The organism is Myroides odoratus (genome assembly GCF_001549985.1).
Classification (GTDB): domain Bacteria; phylum Bacteroidota; class Bacteroidia; order Flavobacteriales; family Flavobacteriaceae; genus Flavobacterium; species Flavobacterium odoratum_A.
The window spans coordinates 47,226-66,284 of record NZ_LROZ01000005.1 but is presented as its reverse complement, the minus strand read 5'-3'; the positions used below and the strand labels follow the sequence as shown (position 1 = coordinate 66,284).

Below are 19,059 nucleotides of genomic sequence, written 5' to 3'. Positions count from 1 at the left end.
TTACATAGACGATATGAATATAAAAATTGGCGGAAATACGGTTGTTTTAGCACCTAAATATCAAGTTTTTGTTAGCCTACTAGCGGGATTGAGCTATGCTCTTGCTCATGGTCTATTCCGATTAGTATGCGACGAACCTATTCAGGTAGGACAACTCCTTTTTCAAACTATTTTCTTTAGTGGATGTTGGTACTTCATATCTTTTAAATTAAAAGGGAAGAAAGAAGAGCAACCGACTGATTTAGTAAGAGATTCATCTCTCGCTTTTTATGGAGCAGCACATCAACGGATTCAAAAATCAACGGTTGTAGGAATGCTATATGCTACAGATAAACAATTGATCTTTGAACCTAATGCCAAAGGATTTGTATCGAGTCCATGGGGAATTGATTGGGTAAATATCGAACGTGTGCAGTACTATACATTTTTAGGTTTATTTAATCATGGGCTTCTGATTCAGACGAAAGGAAAAATGGAATATAAGGTAATCGTGAACCAACCACAAGTGTGGCTTCAAGCGATCCAAATTAAAATTGAATCCTAACAACACCTTGATTAGTATAATTAAGGTTTAATAATACGATTTACATGAGTATATTAAAAAATATTTTTGCTAAAAAAGAAAATCCTATTCACACCATCGCCGATTTTTGGCAATGGTTTCAGGAAAATGAACAAACGTTTTTTAAAGTGGTTCAAGGGCGTGATGCTATTGAAGAGCAGTTCTTTGATCGTCTAGCTCCTAAATTACAAGAATTAAGAGAAGGCGTCTACTTTCTTTCTGGTATGATGAATGAAGAAGTAGCAGAATTAATCTTTACACCAGATGGAATGGTGAAAAATGTTGCTTTTATTGAAGATCTCGTACAAGCGGCCCCTCAATTACCTCATTGGAAGTTTACAGCATTAAAACCTGTAGCGGATATTAATCGCTTTAATATTCGAATGAATAACTACGAATTTTCAAAAGAGAAAATCAATTTCTATGCTATTGAACATCCTCAGTATCCAGATGAGGTAGATTTGGTTATTGTATATGACGATTTTGTAGAAAGTGATAAATCCGTTATTGCAAATGGAATCTATATCTTTTTAGATAACTTCTTAGGGGAATTAAATGCGATTACAGCTATAGATAGTTTGAAGGTTGTGGGACCTGATCAAGCAGAAGGCGAATTAATTTCCATTTTGAAACTCAAGGATTACTTGATCTGGCGAGAGAAAGAGTTTATTGAGAAGTATGAAGGTACACGCTATAATACAGAAAATGACTCTTATGTGGGATTAGAAGCTACGTTAGAAAATGGTATGCCATTAATTGCAATGATTAATAGAACACTATTGGATTGGGATGCTAAGGCTTCACATCCTTGGATTGTTCGTGTAGAAATTGCGTTTACAGCTAATCACAATGGTTTCCCAGATGAGGCAACCTATCAATTGTTGAATCAATTTGAAGATGAATTAATTGAAGTTTTACCAGATGATCAAGGGTACTTAAACATAGGAAGAGAAACGGTAGATGGCAATCGAGATATCTTTTTTAGTTGTAAAGATTTTAGAGAACCAGCAAGGGTTCTTGATCGAATGAAGCAACAGTATAAACAAGATTTTGCTGTAAATTATGCAATTTATAAAGATAAATATTGGCAATCTTTTGAACGCTATAAAGGATAAAAATAAAGCGCTATTCCCTCGAATAGCGCTTTTGCTCTTAGCTTGTTTGATGCCAATGGTAAGTGCCATCTAACCAATATAATAATCCACTTCCGCAACTTTCAGGTACACTTAAGTGTAAACTTTCATAGGGAAGTGTCGTTTTTTCGTCTTCAGGAACATCTTCTTCCGAACGCAAATCGCCATTTTCATCTGTTACTTCATAGATAACGGTATGTTTATCCGCTACATGTACATCTTGAGCCCAAATTAAATCTTCCATATCTTCTGGTAGTACACGATGGGTAGCGCCTACTAAGGGGCCAATAATGTCAAAAGCACCATTGCCTTTTTTTACGGTGATTCCATATTGGTCATCTACGGTCGATTTTACAATTTCAAAGCGATCGGGCTGACCATCTCCATCAATATCCAATATAATGCTGTTGGTTTGATGATCTGGGGATAAAACAAAATCGGGTTGTTTTTTTTCTGTAGTATTTGTTTCTTCTTCCCTAAAAGTAACTTCGGGTGCTGTTGGTTCTTCTTTTTTATCTTGACAACTTGCAAAGGCTAAGAAGCTAGCAACAGCAAGAAAGGATAGCGGTTTATGCATAAAATAGTTTGTTTTTGATGTTATTCAATTTCAAAAGGATAATTGGCTGCTAGTTGAGGATGAATTTGGTTTAAAGCGTGATTGAAAGCAGAGTGAATGTGTTTTATTTCGTATTCACCTTCATACCAGTCGTCCAATTGTTGGGTTAAGAAAGCCAACTGTAACCATTGTTGAAAGCTAATATCTAACGGGTGTAACTGCATGGAGCATACATCGTGATCGCCGAAAAAGACGTGCCCTTTTTCATCCATTAGCCAACGATCTCCTTGTCCGTTCCCTGCAAATATCCAATAGGAGGGATGATTACTTGCTTTGTTTTCAAGTGAGGCTTCTACTGAACCATATAAAATTGCTTCTGATGATAAGGTTACTGTAGGAATAGTGGTCACTAAAGTTTTGTACAGGACAGGAAATGGAAAAGAAACAACAGAAGGAAAATTTTGTTTGATATGTTCCTCGTGTTCAAGTATCGTTTGCATTTCCGCTATAGTCAAGAGATTGAATGTGATGATGGAAGCACTTTTGTTTAGTGCTTTGGCTTCATCCCAACAAGAAACACAAACTAATTTGTGTTGACAGTTGATGAACCATTGTTCTCGATCTGCTTCTGTTTGGGTGTGGTTCCATGCCTCTTCACAGGTATTGCACCACGCATCGGGTCTTCCTGTATCTTCAGCATCGTATTCAAAGAACCCAACAGGTGTTCGGTGGTGTAAACTATGTGCTAAATGCGTACACAATAAAGCCATGGATTGTCGACCATGTATAGCGCATTCGATGTGTTTTTCTTGCATAAGTTAGAATTCAAATAATCAAATGAAGTATTAAGAGTAGGAAAAACAGATAACTGCTTTTTGAATGTCTTTTTGATAGAACAAAGCGATAGCATCTGCAGCATGTAATTGAAAATCATAGCCTTCAATATAGCCAAGATAATCCAGTACTTGCCCTTGATAAGTAGGGATTTGCAGCAAATCTGTTCCATCAAATGAACATTGATCTAGTGGTAATTGTGCCGTATTCAGCTCTTCGAAAATGCCTGCTATTTTTTGCTCTATTCTTTCTTTTGCGTAATCACAAGGGGTGTCTTGTACCAAGTCATCTGCTGTTAATTTACGCAAACGCTCTAGTCTTCGAATATCATTGACTTCCAGCCCAGGTCTGTATTGGTCACGGTCATATAATGTTCCTTGTTTTTGATAATAGGCTTTTTTTAAAGTATACATAGCATCATTCATCGCAAATTCAATTTCTTCTGCTGTAAAATCCTGATCATATTCATTTGCTTCAATGAGATGATGCTGAGAGAAAAAATTCCAATCACCTTCAAATTTGTATTTTCCATCAATGATATCAAATCCAATACTGTCTAATTGAGTGAAGTGACGATGATAGGGCGTAGTATTTTGACCGATACAACCATCATAAATTTCTTTGACCGAAACAATGTGTAACCATTGGTCTAAACGAGGATCAATTAATTGTAAATTAAAAGAGCAAAGAGGTAAAAAATAAGTGCGGTGTTTTTCAATTTCATCAAAAAACACATCTTCATAATCAGGAAATAGTCGAACGAATGTATTCAATGGTTTAGTGTATTAGTAAATCTGCTCCCTACTTTTTAAAGGTAAGGCACTTGATTTAATATGGAAAAATAGGAGTCTATTGGGGTTAGTTTTAGTGTGAATTTGAACAAGGTGCTGTTGCTTCTTGTTTAAATTTAGAAAGATATAAATAACCAATACTATAACCAATACTAGGAATAAGGAATGAAATTGTTGTATTGATTAATAAGAAATTAAAGTCCGATAGTGTGGTGGCTTCTACGAACATATACCAATGCGAATTAAAACCCATCAAGAGGAAAAAAATCGTTAAGGCTGCATTATTAGAACCAAAAAAAGGGACATTTCCTATACCTCCATTGAAGATAATGAAAACAAAGAGTAAAAGCATATTGAGAAAAAAAGGCCATAACACTGTGCGATAACGTTTGAAGGTTAAGGCATTAAAACAACTTGCTGTTAGTATAAATATAAAGGCTAAGGATAGTAAGATATACATATATCGGTTATCCGCATTGTTGTACAAAAAAAGTAATATTCCCGTACATGCTGCAAGAAAATAGGCTAATAAAGAATGGTTTATTCGGACTAGGTAAGGCTTCATATCGATTGTGTTGTGTTAAGGTGAAGATAATAAAAAAAAGAAAAAACAAGGATGTTCTCTTGTGTTTTACTTGATTTCTTTTGCTGATTCGTTAAATTGATAGCAATTATCATGCACTATTTCCTATTGTATACTAGGGTTGAAAGTAAATAGAACGGATTTATTATCTACAACATTTAGATTTGATTTTGCATCTGTTCTAAATTGAGTTGCTTTTCTTCGCATATCGAGGAGTAAGGTGTGTTTTTTCATGTCTATATGGGTTGACCAATCTAAATTCGTTCTTTTTTGCTTAAGATTCTTTATCCACTAAAGGTACTGTTGATTTAAAACTTAACACTTCTTGTTGTGTTAAGTTTTGTTCAATTAACTTAAAATGCAATTGCTTGATTTCAGATGGAATTTTAATTTCAACCATTTGTCGATAATTGTACCCATAAATCAAATTACCTTCCTTTCCAAGACCTCCTTTTGGTTCTACATAAAAGGTCAAGGTTAATTGATCGGCATCCATTTCCTCTATCATTTGGATATGGTTTAATCTTCTGGCGTGAAGCCCAGAAGAACTATACCAACCTTGAACATCTATTAGAGCTTTACGCCCCCAAAAAGATTTTTTAATTGTTCTTAGGGTAATAGTCGGTTCTAATTTTGGGTTTTCTTTGTCGAGCTGTCTCGTTCGTTCTTTTCCACTGTATGTATATTGTGTAGGAGTAAGCGTTAAGGGAGAAGAGCTACATCCGATAAGCGACAAGAAAAAGAAAGAAATGCAAAACAATTTCATGCTGTTATTCTTTATTTTCGATCTAGATCCGTAATTAATAGCGGATTGTTTAGACGCAAGTTTGTAATTAATTTTTCTGTTTCTGATAATTTGGGATTTTCCCATAATTGATCTAATTCTTTTTGTGTAATCCCCACCATTTGTAAAAAATCAACACGTCCGTGTGGGGTGTCGATGAAACCTAATTCGGGATCTTGAACAAATGCAATACCAACTAAATCGGTGTCGTATTCTAATCGAATGGGACTATTGGTAGGAATGAAGTGAAATTCTTCAAACCATTTACCAGAATCAAAAACGTATTTAGCAAGATTCTGCATCAAGTTCATCGCCCAATGGATATTATCATCACCCTGCTTTTTAAAGCGAAAGGTCAATTCAAAACCAAAACCACTGTATGCCGCATCTAATTTGCTTTCATCATAGTACAAATTGGAAAATCCATAACTCACTAAGTGAAAGTGATTTTCTTGTTGGGTACTTTGGTAAAGGCTTAAGCCATCTAAAGGATTTTCTCCTCCCAAAGAAAAAGGCAACAGATTGCCAAAATGTTGCGGTTCTTGATCTCCATATAATTGCTCTAATGAGGCTGTAATGCAATCCCATCCAACAGCATCTTCTTCGTTGTATCGTTGTTTATATTCTTCTATAGTCATGATTCTATTTTTTGTTGAGTATAAAATTACTTTAAATTATTGGGTGTACTTATCCCTAATTATAGGGGAATTTTATAGGGTTTGTTGTCCACAAGGTTCGTGAAACGAGAAGTGATTCTGTTCATCTAAGGTAGAACAAAAAAATCGCTCCTAGTAAACTACGAGCGATTCAGAACAAAATTGTAAGTAATAATATAGTTTTTTTTCAGCGCAATTTTTACTTCATCTTACTTAAGTCAAAATTCATTCATTTTCGCGAAATGCGAAATCCCCAATTATAGTTATTTTTTGCCTGAACTTTTGAAGAGATAACCTGAAAAAGGCTAGAAATGAAAAACAGGGGTTGATTGCAGAGAGAAGATAGGACTAAAATAAAAAGAGAACTTAGCGAGGATAAAACATCGCTATTTGTTGCGAAATAGATTATAGAACTGTTATTAAATCCTTATTTTTGTGCACTTAGTATTTGAAAAATAACCTATGAATCTTAATCTTTTTCGAAAAACAGTCCTGAATGGATTGCGATATTTTTTATTTTTTGTTTTATTGTTTGCACTTGGACGATTGATATTTTTAATCAGTTACGGTACTTCTGAAGTTTTTGAGCATGAAAAAGGAAAGATTGTCGAGGCATTTATTGTTGGAGCTCGTTTTGACGTATCAGCGATCTGTTATGGCTTTTTGCCTCTTGTACTTTTTTGGTTGAGTTCGCTGTTTATTCCTAAAAAATATGAACTAGGTTTTAGTAAAGCTTATGCGGTTTTTGCTCGTTATTATTTACTATTTGTAACCGTTGTCTTTTTGACGCTGATTATTATTGATTATTTCTTTTACCAATTCTTTCAATCGCATATCAACTTGTTGTTTTTCGGTATTTTTAATGATGATACCCAAGCAGTGTTAACTTCTGTGTGGACGGATTATCCTTTGTTTTCCATCGCTTTGGTGTATGCTACAGTTGTAGTTGCTTGGTTGTTCTGGAGTAAACGCGTGAAACGCAAAGTGATAAAACCTGCTCAATCTCGTGCAAAAGTTTATGGGTTGATAGGCTTGCTGATTTTTCCTTTGTTTTTTATAGGAATGAGAGGAAGCGTAGGGGTATTTACTTTGAGAAGAGAGCATACGAATATTTCTAAAAATGAATTTGTTAACTCATTGTGTTATAATGCGTTGTATTCTTTGAAGTTTGCTAATTCAGAGCGAAAAGAAAATGCCATTAATCCAGATATTGAACGAGAACTACAAGCCAACGGTTTTGCGAGTGCTGAAGAGGTACAACGAAGCTACCAAGAAGAAAGCGAAAGAGAATTATTTGATTCTAACTTATTTACCCGTACCAAACACAAGGAGTTCTTAGCACAAAACCCGCCCAATGTGGTTTTTATACAAATGGAAAGTATGAGTAATCACTACTTTGATTTGAATAACGAAACGCTAAACTTACTAGGAGATTTAAGTAAGGAATTGCCTAATCTATATTATTTTAAAAACAGTTTATCTGCATATAATGGAACGATTCAAACGTTAGAGGATTTTATCTTGGGTACTCCAAAAACCATTATCTCTCAATCTGTTTATTTTGATACTCCTTTTGCTAGTTCAATCGCTTTGCCTTTCAAACAGAGTGGATATGAAACTTACTTTTTAACAGGTGCTAGTATTTCGTGGAGAAATATTGACAACATGATTAAGAAGCAACAGTTTGATGTGATTCAAGGGAAAAATTTTATCCAAGAGAAATTCCCAGGGGCAGAAGAATTTGCGTGGGGTGTTCACGATGGTTACCTTTTTGATTATATTCAAGCGACATTGAAAGAGTCAAAAACGCCTAAATTTATTTTTGGATTAACGATCAGTAATCATACCCCTTTTGAAGTACCTGCTTATTATCAAAAGCAAAAAATTACGATGAGTGAAGAGATGAAGAAAAAAATTAGAGTCGATGAACAAACAGCCTATGCTAATTTTTATTCTCACCAATATGCTGCTTCAGAACTCGCTCGTTTCATCAAAGAAATTCGCAATTCCCCTTTAGGAGAAAATACCATTATTGTCGCTTCTGGAGATCACAATATCCGTCAAGTTTTTGAGTATACACCAGAGGAAGGGTTTTTGAAAAGAAGTGTGCCAATCTTGATGTATATTCCAGAAAAGTATAAACCTGCCTTTTTTGATGCCAATGTATTGGCTTCACACAAAGATATTTTTCCAACTATTTTCAATCTAGCGTTGTCTGATGCAGCTTATTTTTATACTGGAGATGATCTGTTTGACCCAGCAGTAGAACATCGCTTTGCATTGAATGATTATAGCTTTATAGCCGATGATAAAGGGGCTATTGCTATTGAAAATAATCAACCCTATTATTATACTTGGGTAGATCAAGAAAGACGAAAATTAAAAGTCGGAGATCATACATCTAGCCATGCCTTGTATTTGCAGCATAAGATGCAGGCCTATACCGTAATGAAAACAGTAGAAATTTACAAAAGCATCAATCAACATCAAAAGTCAAACTAGATTCTGTAGTTTCTTTTTTTAATTTTTCTTTGGTTTTTTAGTTGTAAATAATTAATTTAAAGCGAATTAAAAAACATAACCGATGAAAAAGTATCTATTGTTACTTGTGTTTTTCTTGTTAGTAGGGACACAAGCTTTCGCCAGTTCTGGTGGAAATGCAGGAATTTTGGGAGGTGTTGGATTAGGAACTATTATTGCAATTGTAGCCTCTTGGTCACGGAATAAATCTGTACTTTGGGCTATTATTCACGGATTGTTAGGGTGGATTTATGTAATCTATTTTATACTAACACCGAGTAAAAATAAATAAATAACAAAAAGAGATTTGGACAGAACCCAAATCTCTTTTTGTTTTTAGAGTAGTACCACCATAGAAAAATAAAAAGGATACTCTTTTCTTGGGGTTTATACGGTCAGTGGTTCGTTTTTGAACGAGATTCTTTTTTGATACAATTATAAAAATGAGTTAACGAGATGACTGAAAATAAAGCTTTTACAATAATTAATTGACGAAATGAGATTTGTTTAGAGTTGATGTTTAAATAATGTATAATTTTTTTATTTTTTATAATATAATATGTAGATTAGGTAGTGTTAATTCGTTGAATTAATATGTTTTTTAGGAATTGATTTGTGTTTTTTATTGTTTTTTCACTATAAAATACATCAGTAGCAATACTAAAAACACACAAGATAATAGAGGTTTAATTTAAAAGAAATGGAAAATGAAAACGAAACTTAATGACCTATTAAAAGAAAAAAAGACTACCGTTAAAGAAGCATTCAAAATATTTGATGAATTGGAACCTGCTACAGTAGATTTTATGATTGGACAATGGAAAGGATCTTCCATTTATACAGAAAATCAATTAGATGGTGAGTTAGAAAAGACTGGATGGTATGGAAAAAAATTCATCACGTTAGAAGAGGTACATCCTTTGCTTTATTTTACTGAAGATGGGAAGGGGATTTTTTCTGTCAACCCAACTAGTTTAATGGGAAAAACGAAAGAGGAAAAGAAGAAATTTAGTTCTAAAGAACCAACAAAAAAATCCAGAGCGCGTTTAAGAGCTACGGAATATAGAGGTAAATTATGTGCAACTATGATTTACGATGAACTAGCTATATTGGATATATTCGTAAAAATTGACGAAAATAAAGCACTAGGAGTAATGGACTTAAAAGAGGATCGTACCCCTTTCTTCTTTCTATTAGAAAGAGATGATCACTCCACCTTGAAATTAGAAATATAAACAGTTGAAATTTTAACTGACAGTCTTCAAATAGAACAAATATTAGAGTTGTTTATTCCTTCATATTTTGTTGCATATTAAGTAAGTAATACTGAGGTGACTCATAGGGAGTTACTCTCATTTTATTGTGATTCTACTCAACGGCTTTTAGGCTGTTTTTGTAGAGTTAAAACACAATTCATGTCAACAGATAGCCGGAAGACACATACGAATGAAAACAAAAAATAAACCAACTAAAAAGGAGAGTTATGAAAATAAAAGCAGCAGTTTTACCTGAACACAAAAGTAAATTTACGGTGAAAACGATTGATTTAGAGGAGCCGCGTGCAGATGAAATTTTAGTAAAAATAGTTGCAACAGGGATCTGTCATACAGATATAGCAGTAGCTAATCAAGATATGCCTTTTCCAATACCTGGTATTTTGGGACATGAAGGGGCGGGAATTGTTGAGAAAATAGGAGCAAATATAAAGAAAGTAGCTGTAGGTGATCATGTTGTTTTAGCACCAGGATCTTGTGGAATATGTGAGGAGTGTATTTCTGGTCATCCTTCCTATTGTTTAGAAGCCTTTGTATTGAATTTAAGAGGTACAAGAGCAGATGGAAGTGCACCCTATACTGATAATCATCAAAAAGTGCACGGTTTCTTTTTTAATCAATCTTCTTTTGCTACGTATTCACTAACCAATGAAAGTAGTGTGATCAAAGTTCCTAAAGAAGTAGATTTAGCACTTTTAGGTCCCTTGGGCTGTGGGATTCAAACGGGAGCAGGAACGGTGCTTAATGTAGCTAAACCGCAAGCGGGAGATAGTATTGCCGTAACAGGGGTTGGTCCTGTAGGGATAGCAGCTATTATGGCAGCAAAGGTCGTTGGATGTACAACAATTATTGCTATTGATATCAATGAAGAACGATTGGCGTTTGCCAAAACATTAGGTGCCACGCATACTATTAATAGTAAGCAAATTCCAGCAGTTGCTCAATATATTCATGAAAATTTGCTTCCCAATGGATTACATCACGCCGTTGATACTACAGCAATTAGCCCGGTTATAAATGAATTGGTAAAGGCCATGAGAAAAAATGGTACCGTGTATACTTTAGGCGTAATGCGTGCAGGAGGAAAGCTAGAAGTTGATTATTTGCCTTTCTCGAAGGGCGTGAGTATTAGGTCAGTGATTGAAGGAGATAGTATTCCGGATTTATTTATTCCAAAACTGATTCAGTTGTATGTAGATGGTTTGTTCCCTTTCGATAAAATGATTAAATTTTATGAATTAGAACAAATTAATCAGGCAGTAGCTGATGCTGAAAATGGAATCACATTAAAACCTATTATTCGCATGCCACATTAAAAATCGAAAGAAGATAAGATGGATAGGGGGATGCAAGTATGACTTCTATTAAGCATGATGAACAAGTTCGCTTTTACAGCGAATAATAATAAAAAAAAGAGATTTGGAAAGGGCCCAAATCTCTTTTTCGTTATGAAATATCTCAGCATATTGCTGTGATTTTTTCTGTCTACAGATTAATGATTGTGTAAGAATGCTTGTCTGTTTAAAAGTGTTTCTTCACTTTCTACGTGATTGTCGTCTGGAATACAACAATCAACTGGACAAACGGCTGCACATTGAGGCTCTTCGTGGAAACCTTTACATTCCGTACATTTAGAAGGAACGATGTAGTAGAACTCATCTGAAACAGGATCTTGCGCAGCATCTGCGTCAACTTCTGTACCGTCAGGTAGAACAACAGTTCCTCTTAAGGCTGTACCATCTTTATATCTCCAATCGTCAGCTCCCTCGTATATCGCATTGTTTGGGCACTCAGGTTCACAAGCACCGCAATTTATGCATTCGTCAGTTATAATGATTGCCATAGCTTATATTTTGTTTTATATGTATTAACTTTGCTACAAATTTACACCCAAAACATTTCAGAAACAAATCAATATGGATTTAGAAGCTAAAAAAAAAGCATTCGTAGCGTTAGGAGATTTTTTAAGACAATTTGCTACTAATGAATTTGTAAAAAGTGAAAAAGTTGAACATAATGATGCTTTTTTCTCCTCATTTGAAGCTTTAATTGAAACATCTGTACATTATAACGGATGGTTTGTAAAAGAACAAGTTCTTCTTGCCGTGCAATCTTGGGCAGATGCCTTGACGGAAGAAAATATTGCACAATGGTGCTCTGCCTATGATTTTTCTAGAGAACCTCTAAAAAAGGTAGGACTAATCTTAGCCGGAAATATTCCATTAGTAGGATTTCACGATTTATTATCCGTTTTGATTTCTGGAAATATCGCTTTGGTCAAATTATCATCAAACGATCAAAAACTTTTGCCTTTCCTAGCGAAATACTTGCAAACCGTTGAACCACAATTCCAAGATCGATTGATTTTTATTGATGGAAAAATGGAAGGATTTGACGCTGTAATTGCAACAGGAAGCAATAATACGGCTCGTTATTTTGATTACTATTTTAATTCAGTTCCACACGTTATTCGCAAAAATAGAAATTCTGTTGCTTTGCTTACTGGTGAAGAGACGCCTGAACAATTAGTGGAATTAGGAAAAGATATTTTTACGTTCTACGGGTTAGGCTGTCGCAATGTATCGAAATTGTTTGTGCCTAGAGGCTATAACTTCGATGCTTTTTTTCAAGGTATGTACGAACAAAGAGACGTAATTGAATATGAGCGCTATGCAAATAATTACGATTATAATAAAGCCGTTTTCTTGATGAGCGAGTTTAAGCTATTAGACAATGGATTCTTAACCATAAAAGAAGATGCTTCATATGCTTCACCAATCTCTTCCATCTATTATGAGTATTATGATGCTATTGATGAGGTGGTTGAACGATTGCGTAAGGACGAAGATAAAATACAGTGTATCGTATCTAATGAATTAACGGAGGATAGTATCGCTTTTGGACAAACGCAACATCCACAACTTTGGGATTATGCAGATCAAGTAGATACGCTTGAATTTTTACTAAAATTATAAAGGGATGAAAGCAGTACATAACTTTTGTGCAGGACCTAGTTTGTTGCCTCAAACGGTATACGAACAAGCAGCTCAAGCTGTTCTCAATTTTGAAAATACGGGAATGTCGATTCTCTCTATTTCACATCGTAGTAAAGAATTTATTGCGGCCTTAGAAGAAGCGAGGCATTTGAGTTTAGAGCTATTGGGATTGGACAAGAAAGGGTATGTCGCTTTGTTTTTACAGGGAGGAGCAAGCATGGAGTTTTTGCGTATTCCCTATAATTTAATGCAACAAAAAGCAGCTTATATTAACACAGGTACTTGGTCTAGTAAAGCAATTGAACAAGCTCAAATGCTGGGAGAAGTAAAGGTAGTAGCGAGTTCTGAGGATCAGCATTTTTCCTATATTCCGAAGAAGGTACGAGTAGAGGAGGAGGTAGATTACCTTCATTTTACCTCGAATAATACGATTTATGGAACACAGTTTAATTACCTCCCACAGACAAATGCACCGCTAGTGTGTGATATGAGTTCGGATATTTATTCGCGTGAATTTGCTTATGATCAGATTGATTTAATCTATGCTGGGGCACAGAAAAATATTGGCTCAGCAGGTGTTAGCTTGATTATAACCAAAGAGGAAATTCTCGGAAAAACAAAGAGAGCTATTCCGCAAATGCTGGATTACCAAGAACATATTGCTAAAGATAGTTTATATCATACAGCCAATGTATTTGCTGTTTATACGTGTTTGTTAAACTTGAGATGGCTGAAACAACAAGGTGGAGTTGCAGCTATAGAAGTCATCAACAATAAAAAAGCAGCGTTGTTATACCAAACGTTGGATGAACTAGATTTTGTATCGGGAACAGCAGCAATAGAAGATCGATCGAAGATGAATGTTACATTTGCGTTCAAGGATGAACAGCTGAATGCTATATTTGACCAACTGTGTACGGAAGCTCAAATTACCAATATTAAGGGACATCGTTCGGTAGGTGGATACCGCGCCTCTTTGTATAATGCTGTATCTCTTTCAAGTGTAGAGACATTAACTGCTGTATTAAAACAGATGAAGACTTTAGTCTAACTTACTAAATTAGAATACAATGAGAGTATTAGCCAATGATGGTATACCAGAAGATAGTAAACAAAAATTAGAATCATTAGGATTTGAAATAAAAGAAGTACGTGTAGCGCATGAACAACTCGTAGCTTACACGAAAAAAAATGACATTGAGGTTTTGTTAGTACAGCAAGGGACTTTGTTGAACAAAACGATGATTGACGAATTAAAACATGTAAAGGCCATTGTTTTTGCGGGGGTTGTAGTAAATTTAGAACTTATTGATCACATAAAGAGTAATGGAATTACTGTAATCTGGGCAGAAGAATCGTTGGCCAATGCAACGGCAGAAATGGTGTTGGCTCACCTATTCAGTGGAACAAGGTTACTGCAAGAAGCAAATCGAAATATGCCATTGGAAGGGGATACGATGTTTAAATCATTACAACAATCGTATAGCTCTGGTATTGAGGTGTCAGGGAAAACCTTGGGAATTATAGGGATGAACCTAGCAGGACAGTTTTTAGCACAGAAAGCGCTAGGATTGGGTATGCATGTGATTTATACGGACAATTCGACACCAAAAATTAAAACAGAGTTTGAATTACCTAATGGAATCGTGTTTCCAGTAGCGATGGAATCTATTGCAATGGAGGAACTACTTGAACAAGCTCATTTTATCTCTGTACATACCAAATATTTTCAACGCTATGTCGTGAATAAAGAGTCGTTTGAAAAAGCAGAGAACCTTATAGGGGTGATTAATTGTGCTTATCCAGAGGCGATTAATGAAGTTGATTTAGTAGATGAGGTAAACAAAGAAACCATCCTTTTTGCAGGGTTAGATCGATTCGAAGAAGAGCCACATCCCGTGATTCAAGTATTGATGCAACCTGCTTTTTCGTTGTCGCCGAATATCGCAACAGCTACCCATGAAAGTCAGCATGCTGTTTGGTCTGAAATAACTGTTAAAATAAAAGATTTGTTGAATTAATTGATTAGTTTTATTAGAAATAATAAAAACTATGGTAGAGCAAATTACAAAATTAATTGAGCAAGTAAGCGCGAAAGAAATCAGCGGATCAGCGATTTCAAACGATTTAACTTCGGCTGTTACAAAAGAAACGGGAGATAGTATTATCAACGGATTCAAAGACAGCATTAGCAGTGGTAATATCAGTGGATTAACTGATCTTTTGAGCGGAGGTGTTAGCAATTTAACATCAAATCCAATGGTGTCAGGGATGATTGGAAACTTAGTTTCTGGTTTGACAGAAAAAATAGGATTGCCCGAAGGAGTTGCATCAAATTTTGCAGACACAGTGATTCCATCTGTAATTGAAATGATTGTTTCCAAAGTAAAAGGAGGAGAAAGTGGATTTCAACTGACCGATTTAATTGGTGGTTTGAGTGATGGAAATGGAGGAGGAATCAAAGATATGCTAGGTTCTTTAACAGGAGGAAAAGAAGGATTAGGAGGCGCGATTGATGCGTTGAAAGGATTGTTCTAAAATGAAATAAAAAATAATAAAGAAAGGTTATTCTGAAAAGAGTAACCTTTTTTTATTACCTTGAAGAGTTGTAAAGAAAAGAATATGTCAACAAAAGAATTACTACAGGATTTTCTATTGTTTTTGAGAAGACCTCATACCCAACCCTGGGTTCAATATAAAAAGCAAGCGCTGTTTTTGTCTTTTAGGCTTTGGTTATGCCTTTTTGTATTTATCATCTTTGGAGGGGTGTTTTTAGATTCTCTTATTGATATTCCCATGCATGATCGTTTTGACGAAGTCATGGAACAAATAGGGATTTGGGGGTTTATTGGTTTTGCAGTGCTACTCGGTCCATTGCTAGAGGAAGTTGCCTTTCGATTAGCGATGCGTTTTCGCTTGCGAAATGTGATTATAGGTGTCATTGCCTTTACGGCTTATATGACGCAAGCTGCTTTTCCGATTGCAGAAAATATCAGTCCTCAAGGACCAATGTATCTATATATTTTTTCGGGACTGCTCTTGGTTTCATTTCTCCTCTCGTGTCTGAAATATCATACAACTATTGCCCATTGGTGGACCGCCCGTTTTCCTTTGGTTTTTTATATTGCTTCGATTGCATTTGCTATGATACACATTTTTAATTTTGAAGAATTTCCTTTGCGTGTCATACTGTTAGCCCCACTTATCACTTTACCACAATTTATATTAGGATTGGGAATGGGGTATTTGCGCATGCGGTTTGGTTTTTGGTATGGCTATTTCTTTCACGTTTTGAATAATGGCTTTGCTGTAGGAGTCTATTTGTTGCTGCCTCAATAAATGACGAACCGCCTTAGAAAATGGGATAACATCCTACCGGAATACTTATATTTTTTTTACTTTTGTTCTATAATTAATTAAGTTATGAATAGCATTCATTGGCATACAAAAGCATTTGAAGAATTGACGTTGGATGAATTGTATGATATCATGCAATTGCGTACCAATATTTTTGTGGTGGAACAAAACTGTCCTTATCCAGAACTAGATGGAAAAGATAAAAATTGCTTACACGTATTTGCTACACAACACGGAAATGTAATTGCTTATGCGAGAATTGTTCCTCCAGGGTTGAGTTATAAAGAAATCTCAATTGGAAGGGTAGCGGTTCATCAAGAGTATAGAAAAGATGGGTTAGGAAGAGTTTTAATAGACCTAGCATTAGAGAAAATCGAAGAGGAGTTTGGGGCACAAGCGATTCAAATCGGCGCACAATCTTATTTGAAAAAATTTTATGGATCATTTGGATTTGAACCTGCCTCAGAAGAGTATTTAGAAGATGGTATTCCACATGTAGATATGGTGAGAAAAGGGTGATGAATTAAACAGAATTTTCTCGCAACAATAAAAAAGGGAAGGCTTGCAATTGCAAGCCTTCCCTTTTTTATTTTAGTTTCAGTCAACTGTGCTAGTAAAAAAAATTTGGGTAGTAGTTTGAAAATTGTTTATTTTCTATGAATCACCCTTTATCTCACCTATTTTATATTGGTTTTGGTGTTCAATGAATCTACACTTTGCTCCGATTTCATCTTCTCACCAGCTCATCGTCTCATCATTTCATCTATATTAAACTTGTTTCAACTTCCATTTTCCTCTTCTAAAGGCAATAAAAGCCAAAACTGCAATTAGTGTTTCTGCTGCTGGAATGGCAATGAATACACCTTCTGCCCCCCAGTTAAAATAGTATACTAGCGCGTAGGCTAGGGGAATCTGGAACAACCAAAATCCGACAAAGTTTAAAATAGAAGGGGTTAAAGTATCTCCTGCTCCATTAAAAGCATTCATTAACGTCATACCTATGCCGTAAAAGATAAAACCACTAGCCCCAATATACATGGCTAAAATAGCAACAGATTTAATATCTTCTTGTGTGGTAAAAATAGAAGCTAGATAATCTGCCATAGTAAAGAAGATGACGGTGACAACTAGCATATAAATGGCATTGTATTTTAGCGTAGTCATGACAGATTGAGCCGCTCGTTGCGGATCTTTATTTCCTAAATGTTGTCCTACTAAAGTAGAAGCAGCATTACTCAACCCCCAAGCAGGTAAAATAAAGAAAATCATCAAACGCATGCACGTCAAGAAACCAGAGGATCCAATTTCTCCACTACTTTGAGCAACAATACGAGCCAAAATTACCCAACTACATGTTGCAATCATATATTGAATCATACCAGGAATAGCAATTTTCAAAATGTGCCAAACCTTTTCTCCTTGCATTTTGAAATAATGCCATTTGAGTTGAATTAAGGAATCTTTTCGCGTGAGATAGTAAATCTGATATAATACCCCTACACTACGTCCAATCGCTGTTGAATAGGCAGCTCCATCTAAACCCATTTCAGGGAATATCCACCAACCACGCACGAGGATGGGACAAAGAATAATATTGAATAAGTTACCAAACCACAAGCTTTTCATGGCAATGGCTGCATTTCCAGCCCCACGAAAGATCCCATTGATCAGAAAGAGCATGATAATAGATATACAGCTGACAAGTAAAATGCGCGTATAATTATAACCATATGCTGCCGATTCTTCTGAAGCGCCCATCCAAATCAACCAATCTTTGGCAAAAATAAAGCCCAAAACACTCAAAACGACAGTGATGATGGTGGCAATAGAAATTGCTTGGGCTGCGTTAATAGAGGCTTGTTCTCTATCTTTTTCTCCAATACGACGGGCAATAATAGCAGTGGCTGCCATACTAATACCAATGCAAATAGCATAGATGATCGATAATAACGATTCAGTTAACCCTACGGTTTGAATCGCAAAAGCACTTTCTTTCAGATGCCCCACAAAATATAAGTCAACTAAAGCAAAAACGGATTCCATCAGCATTTCAAACATCATGGGAATAGCCAAGAGCAAGACTGCTTTATTGGTTGGAATTTTCGTTAAATCGATTGTTTCATTGGAAAAAGATTGTTTAATAAGAGCAAAAACACCTTTTTTCTGAGCTACTTGAGTTGTCATATATGATGTAAAAAAGTATGCAAATGTATTGTTTATTTAAAAATGGAGATTATAAATTATACCAATGGCTTTGGTAGTAATCCAGTTGAAGTATCTTTGCACCATGTTAGAAATTTTGTATCAAGACGAGTACCTAGTTGCAATTAATAAACCCCGTGATTTATTAGTGCATAAATCCTTTATTGCAAGTGATATTCAAGAATATGCCATTCAAATTTTACGCGATCAAATTGGACAATATGTATATCCTGTACATCGATTGGATCGCAAAACTTCAGGCGTGTTGTTATTTGCTTTGAATAAAGAGGTTTTAAAACAACTCAATGAAATCTTTGCTACTCGACAAGTGGAGAAAAAATACATTGCTATAGTGAGAGGATATACGACAGAGGAAGAGACCATTGATTATGCACTGACAAATGATAGCGGGCAATTACAAGAGGCAAAAACATACTATAAAACGTTACAACGAGTAGAAGTCGCGATTCCTTTTGGTAAACACGAAACTTCGCGTTATTCTTTAGTAGAAGCGTATCCTGAAACGGGAAGACAACACCAATTGCGCAAACATTTTAAACATATTTTTCATCCCATTTTAGGGAGTAGACCACATGGATGTAATAAGCAAAATAAATTGTGGTTGGATCAATTTGGTCTTTCTGCTATGTTGTTACATGCTGTTGAGTTAACTTTTGAACATCCTGTGACAAAAGAGCAAATTCACCTCACAGCAACGATAGATGAACAGTACGAAAAGTATAACGCATTGTTGGGATTTGATCTTCAAGCGTATTATAAAAAATAAAAGCTCAGCCTTAGCTGAGCTTTT

22 protein-coding genes are annotated in these 19,059 nt (G+C 35.3%); 13 read left to right on the top strand and 9 right to left on the bottom strand.

The window, feature by feature from the left end; genetic code table 11:
* Positions 1 to 13: 13 nt before the first annotated feature.
* A complete protein-coding gene (locus AWV75_RS07205) occupies positions 14 to 544 on the top strand; it encodes a hypothetical protein (RefSeq protein WP_231738040.1) in 531 nt (176 codons plus the stop codon).
* Between the two features lie 44 nt (positions 545 to 588).
* Positions 589 to 1,677 (top strand): DUF695 domain-containing protein, encoded by a 1,089-nt coding sequence (locus AWV75_RS07200; protein WP_060873742.1) that lies wholly within the window; start codon positions 589 to 591, stop codon positions 1,675 to 1,677.
* A gap of 37 nt (positions 1,678 to 1,714) precedes the next feature.
* Here AWV75_RS07200 and AWV75_RS07195 read toward each other — a convergent pair whose 3' ends face one another.
* The 7 genes from AWV75_RS07195 to AWV75_RS07170 all read right to left on the bottom strand — a co-directional run bounded on the left by AWV75_RS07195 (position 1,715) and on the right by AWV75_RS07170 (position 5,881).
* The gene (locus tag AWV75_RS07195; RefSeq protein ID WP_060873741.1) at positions 1,715 to 2,272 is read right to left on the bottom strand and encodes a hypothetical protein; all 558 of its coding nucleotides are present in this window, start codon (positions 2,270 to 2,272) and stop codon (positions 1,715 to 1,717) included.
* A gap of 20 nt (positions 2,273 to 2,292) precedes the next feature.
* Positions 2,293 to 3,066, bottom strand: coding sequence for a hypothetical protein (locus AWV75_RS07190; RefSeq protein WP_060873740.1), 774 nt, complete (start codon positions 3,064 to 3,066; stop codon positions 2,293 to 2,295).
* Positions 3,067 to 3,096: 30 nt separating this feature from the next.
* Positions 3,097 to 3,858 carry a hypothetical protein gene (locus tag AWV75_RS07185; RefSeq protein ID WP_060873739.1) on the bottom strand — a complete coding sequence of 254 codons (762 nt, stop codon included), beginning with the start codon at positions 3,856 to 3,858 and terminating at the stop codon, positions 3,097 to 3,099.
* Positions 3,859 to 3,949: 91 nt separating this feature from the next.
* Positions 3,950 to 4,441 carry a hypothetical protein gene (locus AWV75_RS07180; RefSeq protein WP_231738038.1) on the bottom strand — a complete coding sequence of 164 codons (492 nt, stop codon included), beginning with the start codon at positions 4,439 to 4,441 and terminating at the stop codon, positions 3,950 to 3,952.
* Positions 4,442 to 4,564: 123 nt separating this feature from the next.
* A complete protein-coding gene (locus AWV75_RS19230; protein ID WP_262491988.1) occupies positions 4,565 to 4,693 on the bottom strand; it encodes a hypothetical protein in 129 nt (42 codons plus the stop codon).
* Between the two features lie 40 nt (positions 4,694 to 4,733).
* On the bottom strand, positions 4,734 to 5,225 hold the full coding sequence (locus AWV75_RS07175) for a hypothetical protein (protein ID WP_060873737.1): 492 nt from the start codon (positions 5,223 to 5,225) through the stop codon (positions 4,734 to 4,736).
* 11 nt (positions 5,226 to 5,236) lie between these two features.
* On the bottom strand, positions 5,237 to 5,881 hold the full coding sequence (locus AWV75_RS07170; RefSeq protein WP_060873736.1) for a suppressor of fused domain protein: 645 nt from the start codon (positions 5,879 to 5,881) through the stop codon (positions 5,237 to 5,239).
* A 480-nt stretch (positions 5,882 to 6,361) separates the two neighbouring features.
* On the opposite strand from AWV75_RS07170, the gene AWV75_RS07165 reads away from it, so the two are divergent.
* The 4 genes from AWV75_RS07165 to AWV75_RS07150 all read left to right on the top strand — a co-directional run bounded on the left by AWV75_RS07165 (position 6,362) and on the right by AWV75_RS07150 (position 11,009).
* A complete protein-coding gene (locus tag AWV75_RS07165) occupies positions 6,362 to 8,401 on the top strand; it encodes an LTA synthase family protein (protein WP_060873735.1) in 2,040 nt (679 codons plus the stop codon).
* 82 nt (positions 8,402 to 8,483) lie between these two features.
* A complete protein-coding gene (locus tag AWV75_RS07160; RefSeq protein WP_060873734.1) occupies positions 8,484 to 8,711 on the top strand; it encodes a hypothetical protein in 228 nt (75 codons plus the stop codon).
* Positions 8,712 to 9,126: 415 nt separating this feature from the next.
* A complete protein-coding gene (locus AWV75_RS07155; protein WP_060873733.1) occupies positions 9,127 to 9,654 on the top strand; it encodes a DUF4334 domain-containing protein in 528 nt (175 codons plus the stop codon).
* Between the two features lie 248 nt (positions 9,655 to 9,902).
* Entirely contained in the window at positions 9,903 to 11,009 is a 1,107-nt protein-coding gene (locus tag AWV75_RS07150) for an NAD(P)-dependent alcohol dehydrogenase (RefSeq protein WP_060873732.1), read from the top strand.
* Between the two features lie 176 nt (positions 11,010 to 11,185).
* Here the strand turns inward: AWV75_RS07150 and AWV75_RS07145 are convergent, their stop codons facing one another.
* The gene (locus AWV75_RS07145; RefSeq protein WP_060873731.1) at positions 11,186 to 11,536 is read right to left on the bottom strand and encodes a 4Fe-4S dicluster domain-containing protein; all 351 of its coding nucleotides are present in this window, start codon (positions 11,534 to 11,536) and stop codon (positions 11,186 to 11,188) included.
* Positions 11,537 to 11,609: 73 nt separating this feature from the next.
* On the opposite strand from AWV75_RS07145, the gene AWV75_RS07140 reads away from it, so the two are divergent.
* The 6 genes from AWV75_RS07140 to AWV75_RS07115 all read left to right on the top strand — a co-directional run bounded on the left by AWV75_RS07140 (position 11,610) and on the right by AWV75_RS07115 (position 16,565).
* The gene (locus AWV75_RS07140; RefSeq protein WP_060873730.1) at positions 11,610 to 12,668 is read left to right on the top strand and encodes an acyl-CoA reductase; all 1,059 of its coding nucleotides are present in this window, start codon (positions 11,610 to 11,612) and stop codon (positions 12,666 to 12,668) included.
* Positions 12,669 to 12,672: 4 nt separating this feature from the next.
* On the top strand, positions 12,673 to 13,740 hold the full coding sequence (gene serC, locus AWV75_RS07135) for a 3-phosphoserine/phosphohydroxythreonine transaminase (protein WP_060873729.1): 1,068 nt from the start codon (positions 12,673 to 12,675) through the stop codon (positions 13,738 to 13,740).
* A 19-nt stretch (positions 13,741 to 13,759) separates the two neighbouring features.
* Positions 13,760 to 14,710: an NAD(P)-dependent oxidoreductase gene (locus AWV75_RS07130; protein ID WP_060873728.1), complete on the top strand. Its 951-nt coding sequence runs from the start codon at positions 13,760 to 13,762 to the stop codon at positions 14,708 to 14,710.
* A 31-nt stretch (positions 14,711 to 14,741) separates the two neighbouring features.
* Positions 14,742 to 15,227, top strand: coding sequence for a hypothetical protein (locus tag AWV75_RS07125; RefSeq protein WP_060873727.1), 486 nt, complete (start codon positions 14,742 to 14,744; stop codon positions 15,225 to 15,227).
* Between the two features lie 84 nt (positions 15,228 to 15,311).
* On the top strand, positions 15,312 to 16,028 hold the full coding sequence (locus AWV75_RS07120) for a CPBP family glutamic-type intramembrane protease (protein WP_060873726.1): 717 nt from the start codon (positions 15,312 to 15,314) through the stop codon (positions 16,026 to 16,028).
* An 84-nt stretch (positions 16,029 to 16,112) separates the two neighbouring features.
* Positions 16,113 to 16,565, top strand: coding sequence for a GNAT family N-acetyltransferase (locus tag AWV75_RS07115; RefSeq protein WP_060873725.1), 453 nt, complete (start codon positions 16,113 to 16,115; stop codon positions 16,563 to 16,565).
* A 249-nt stretch (positions 16,566 to 16,814) separates the two neighbouring features.
* Here the strand turns inward: AWV75_RS07115 and AWV75_RS07110 are convergent, their stop codons facing one another.
* The gene (locus AWV75_RS07110; protein ID WP_060873724.1) at positions 16,815 to 18,230 is read right to left on the bottom strand and encodes an MATE family efflux transporter; all 1,416 of its coding nucleotides are present in this window, start codon (positions 18,228 to 18,230) and stop codon (positions 16,815 to 16,817) included.
* Positions 18,231 to 18,333: 103 nt separating this feature from the next.
* On the opposite strand from AWV75_RS07110, the gene AWV75_RS07105 reads away from it, so the two are divergent.
* Positions 18,334 to 19,035, top strand: coding sequence for a pseudouridine synthase (locus AWV75_RS07105; RefSeq protein ID WP_197429569.1), 702 nt, complete (start codon positions 18,334 to 18,336; stop codon positions 19,033 to 19,035).
* Positions 19,036 to 19,059 lie beyond the last annotated feature (24 nt).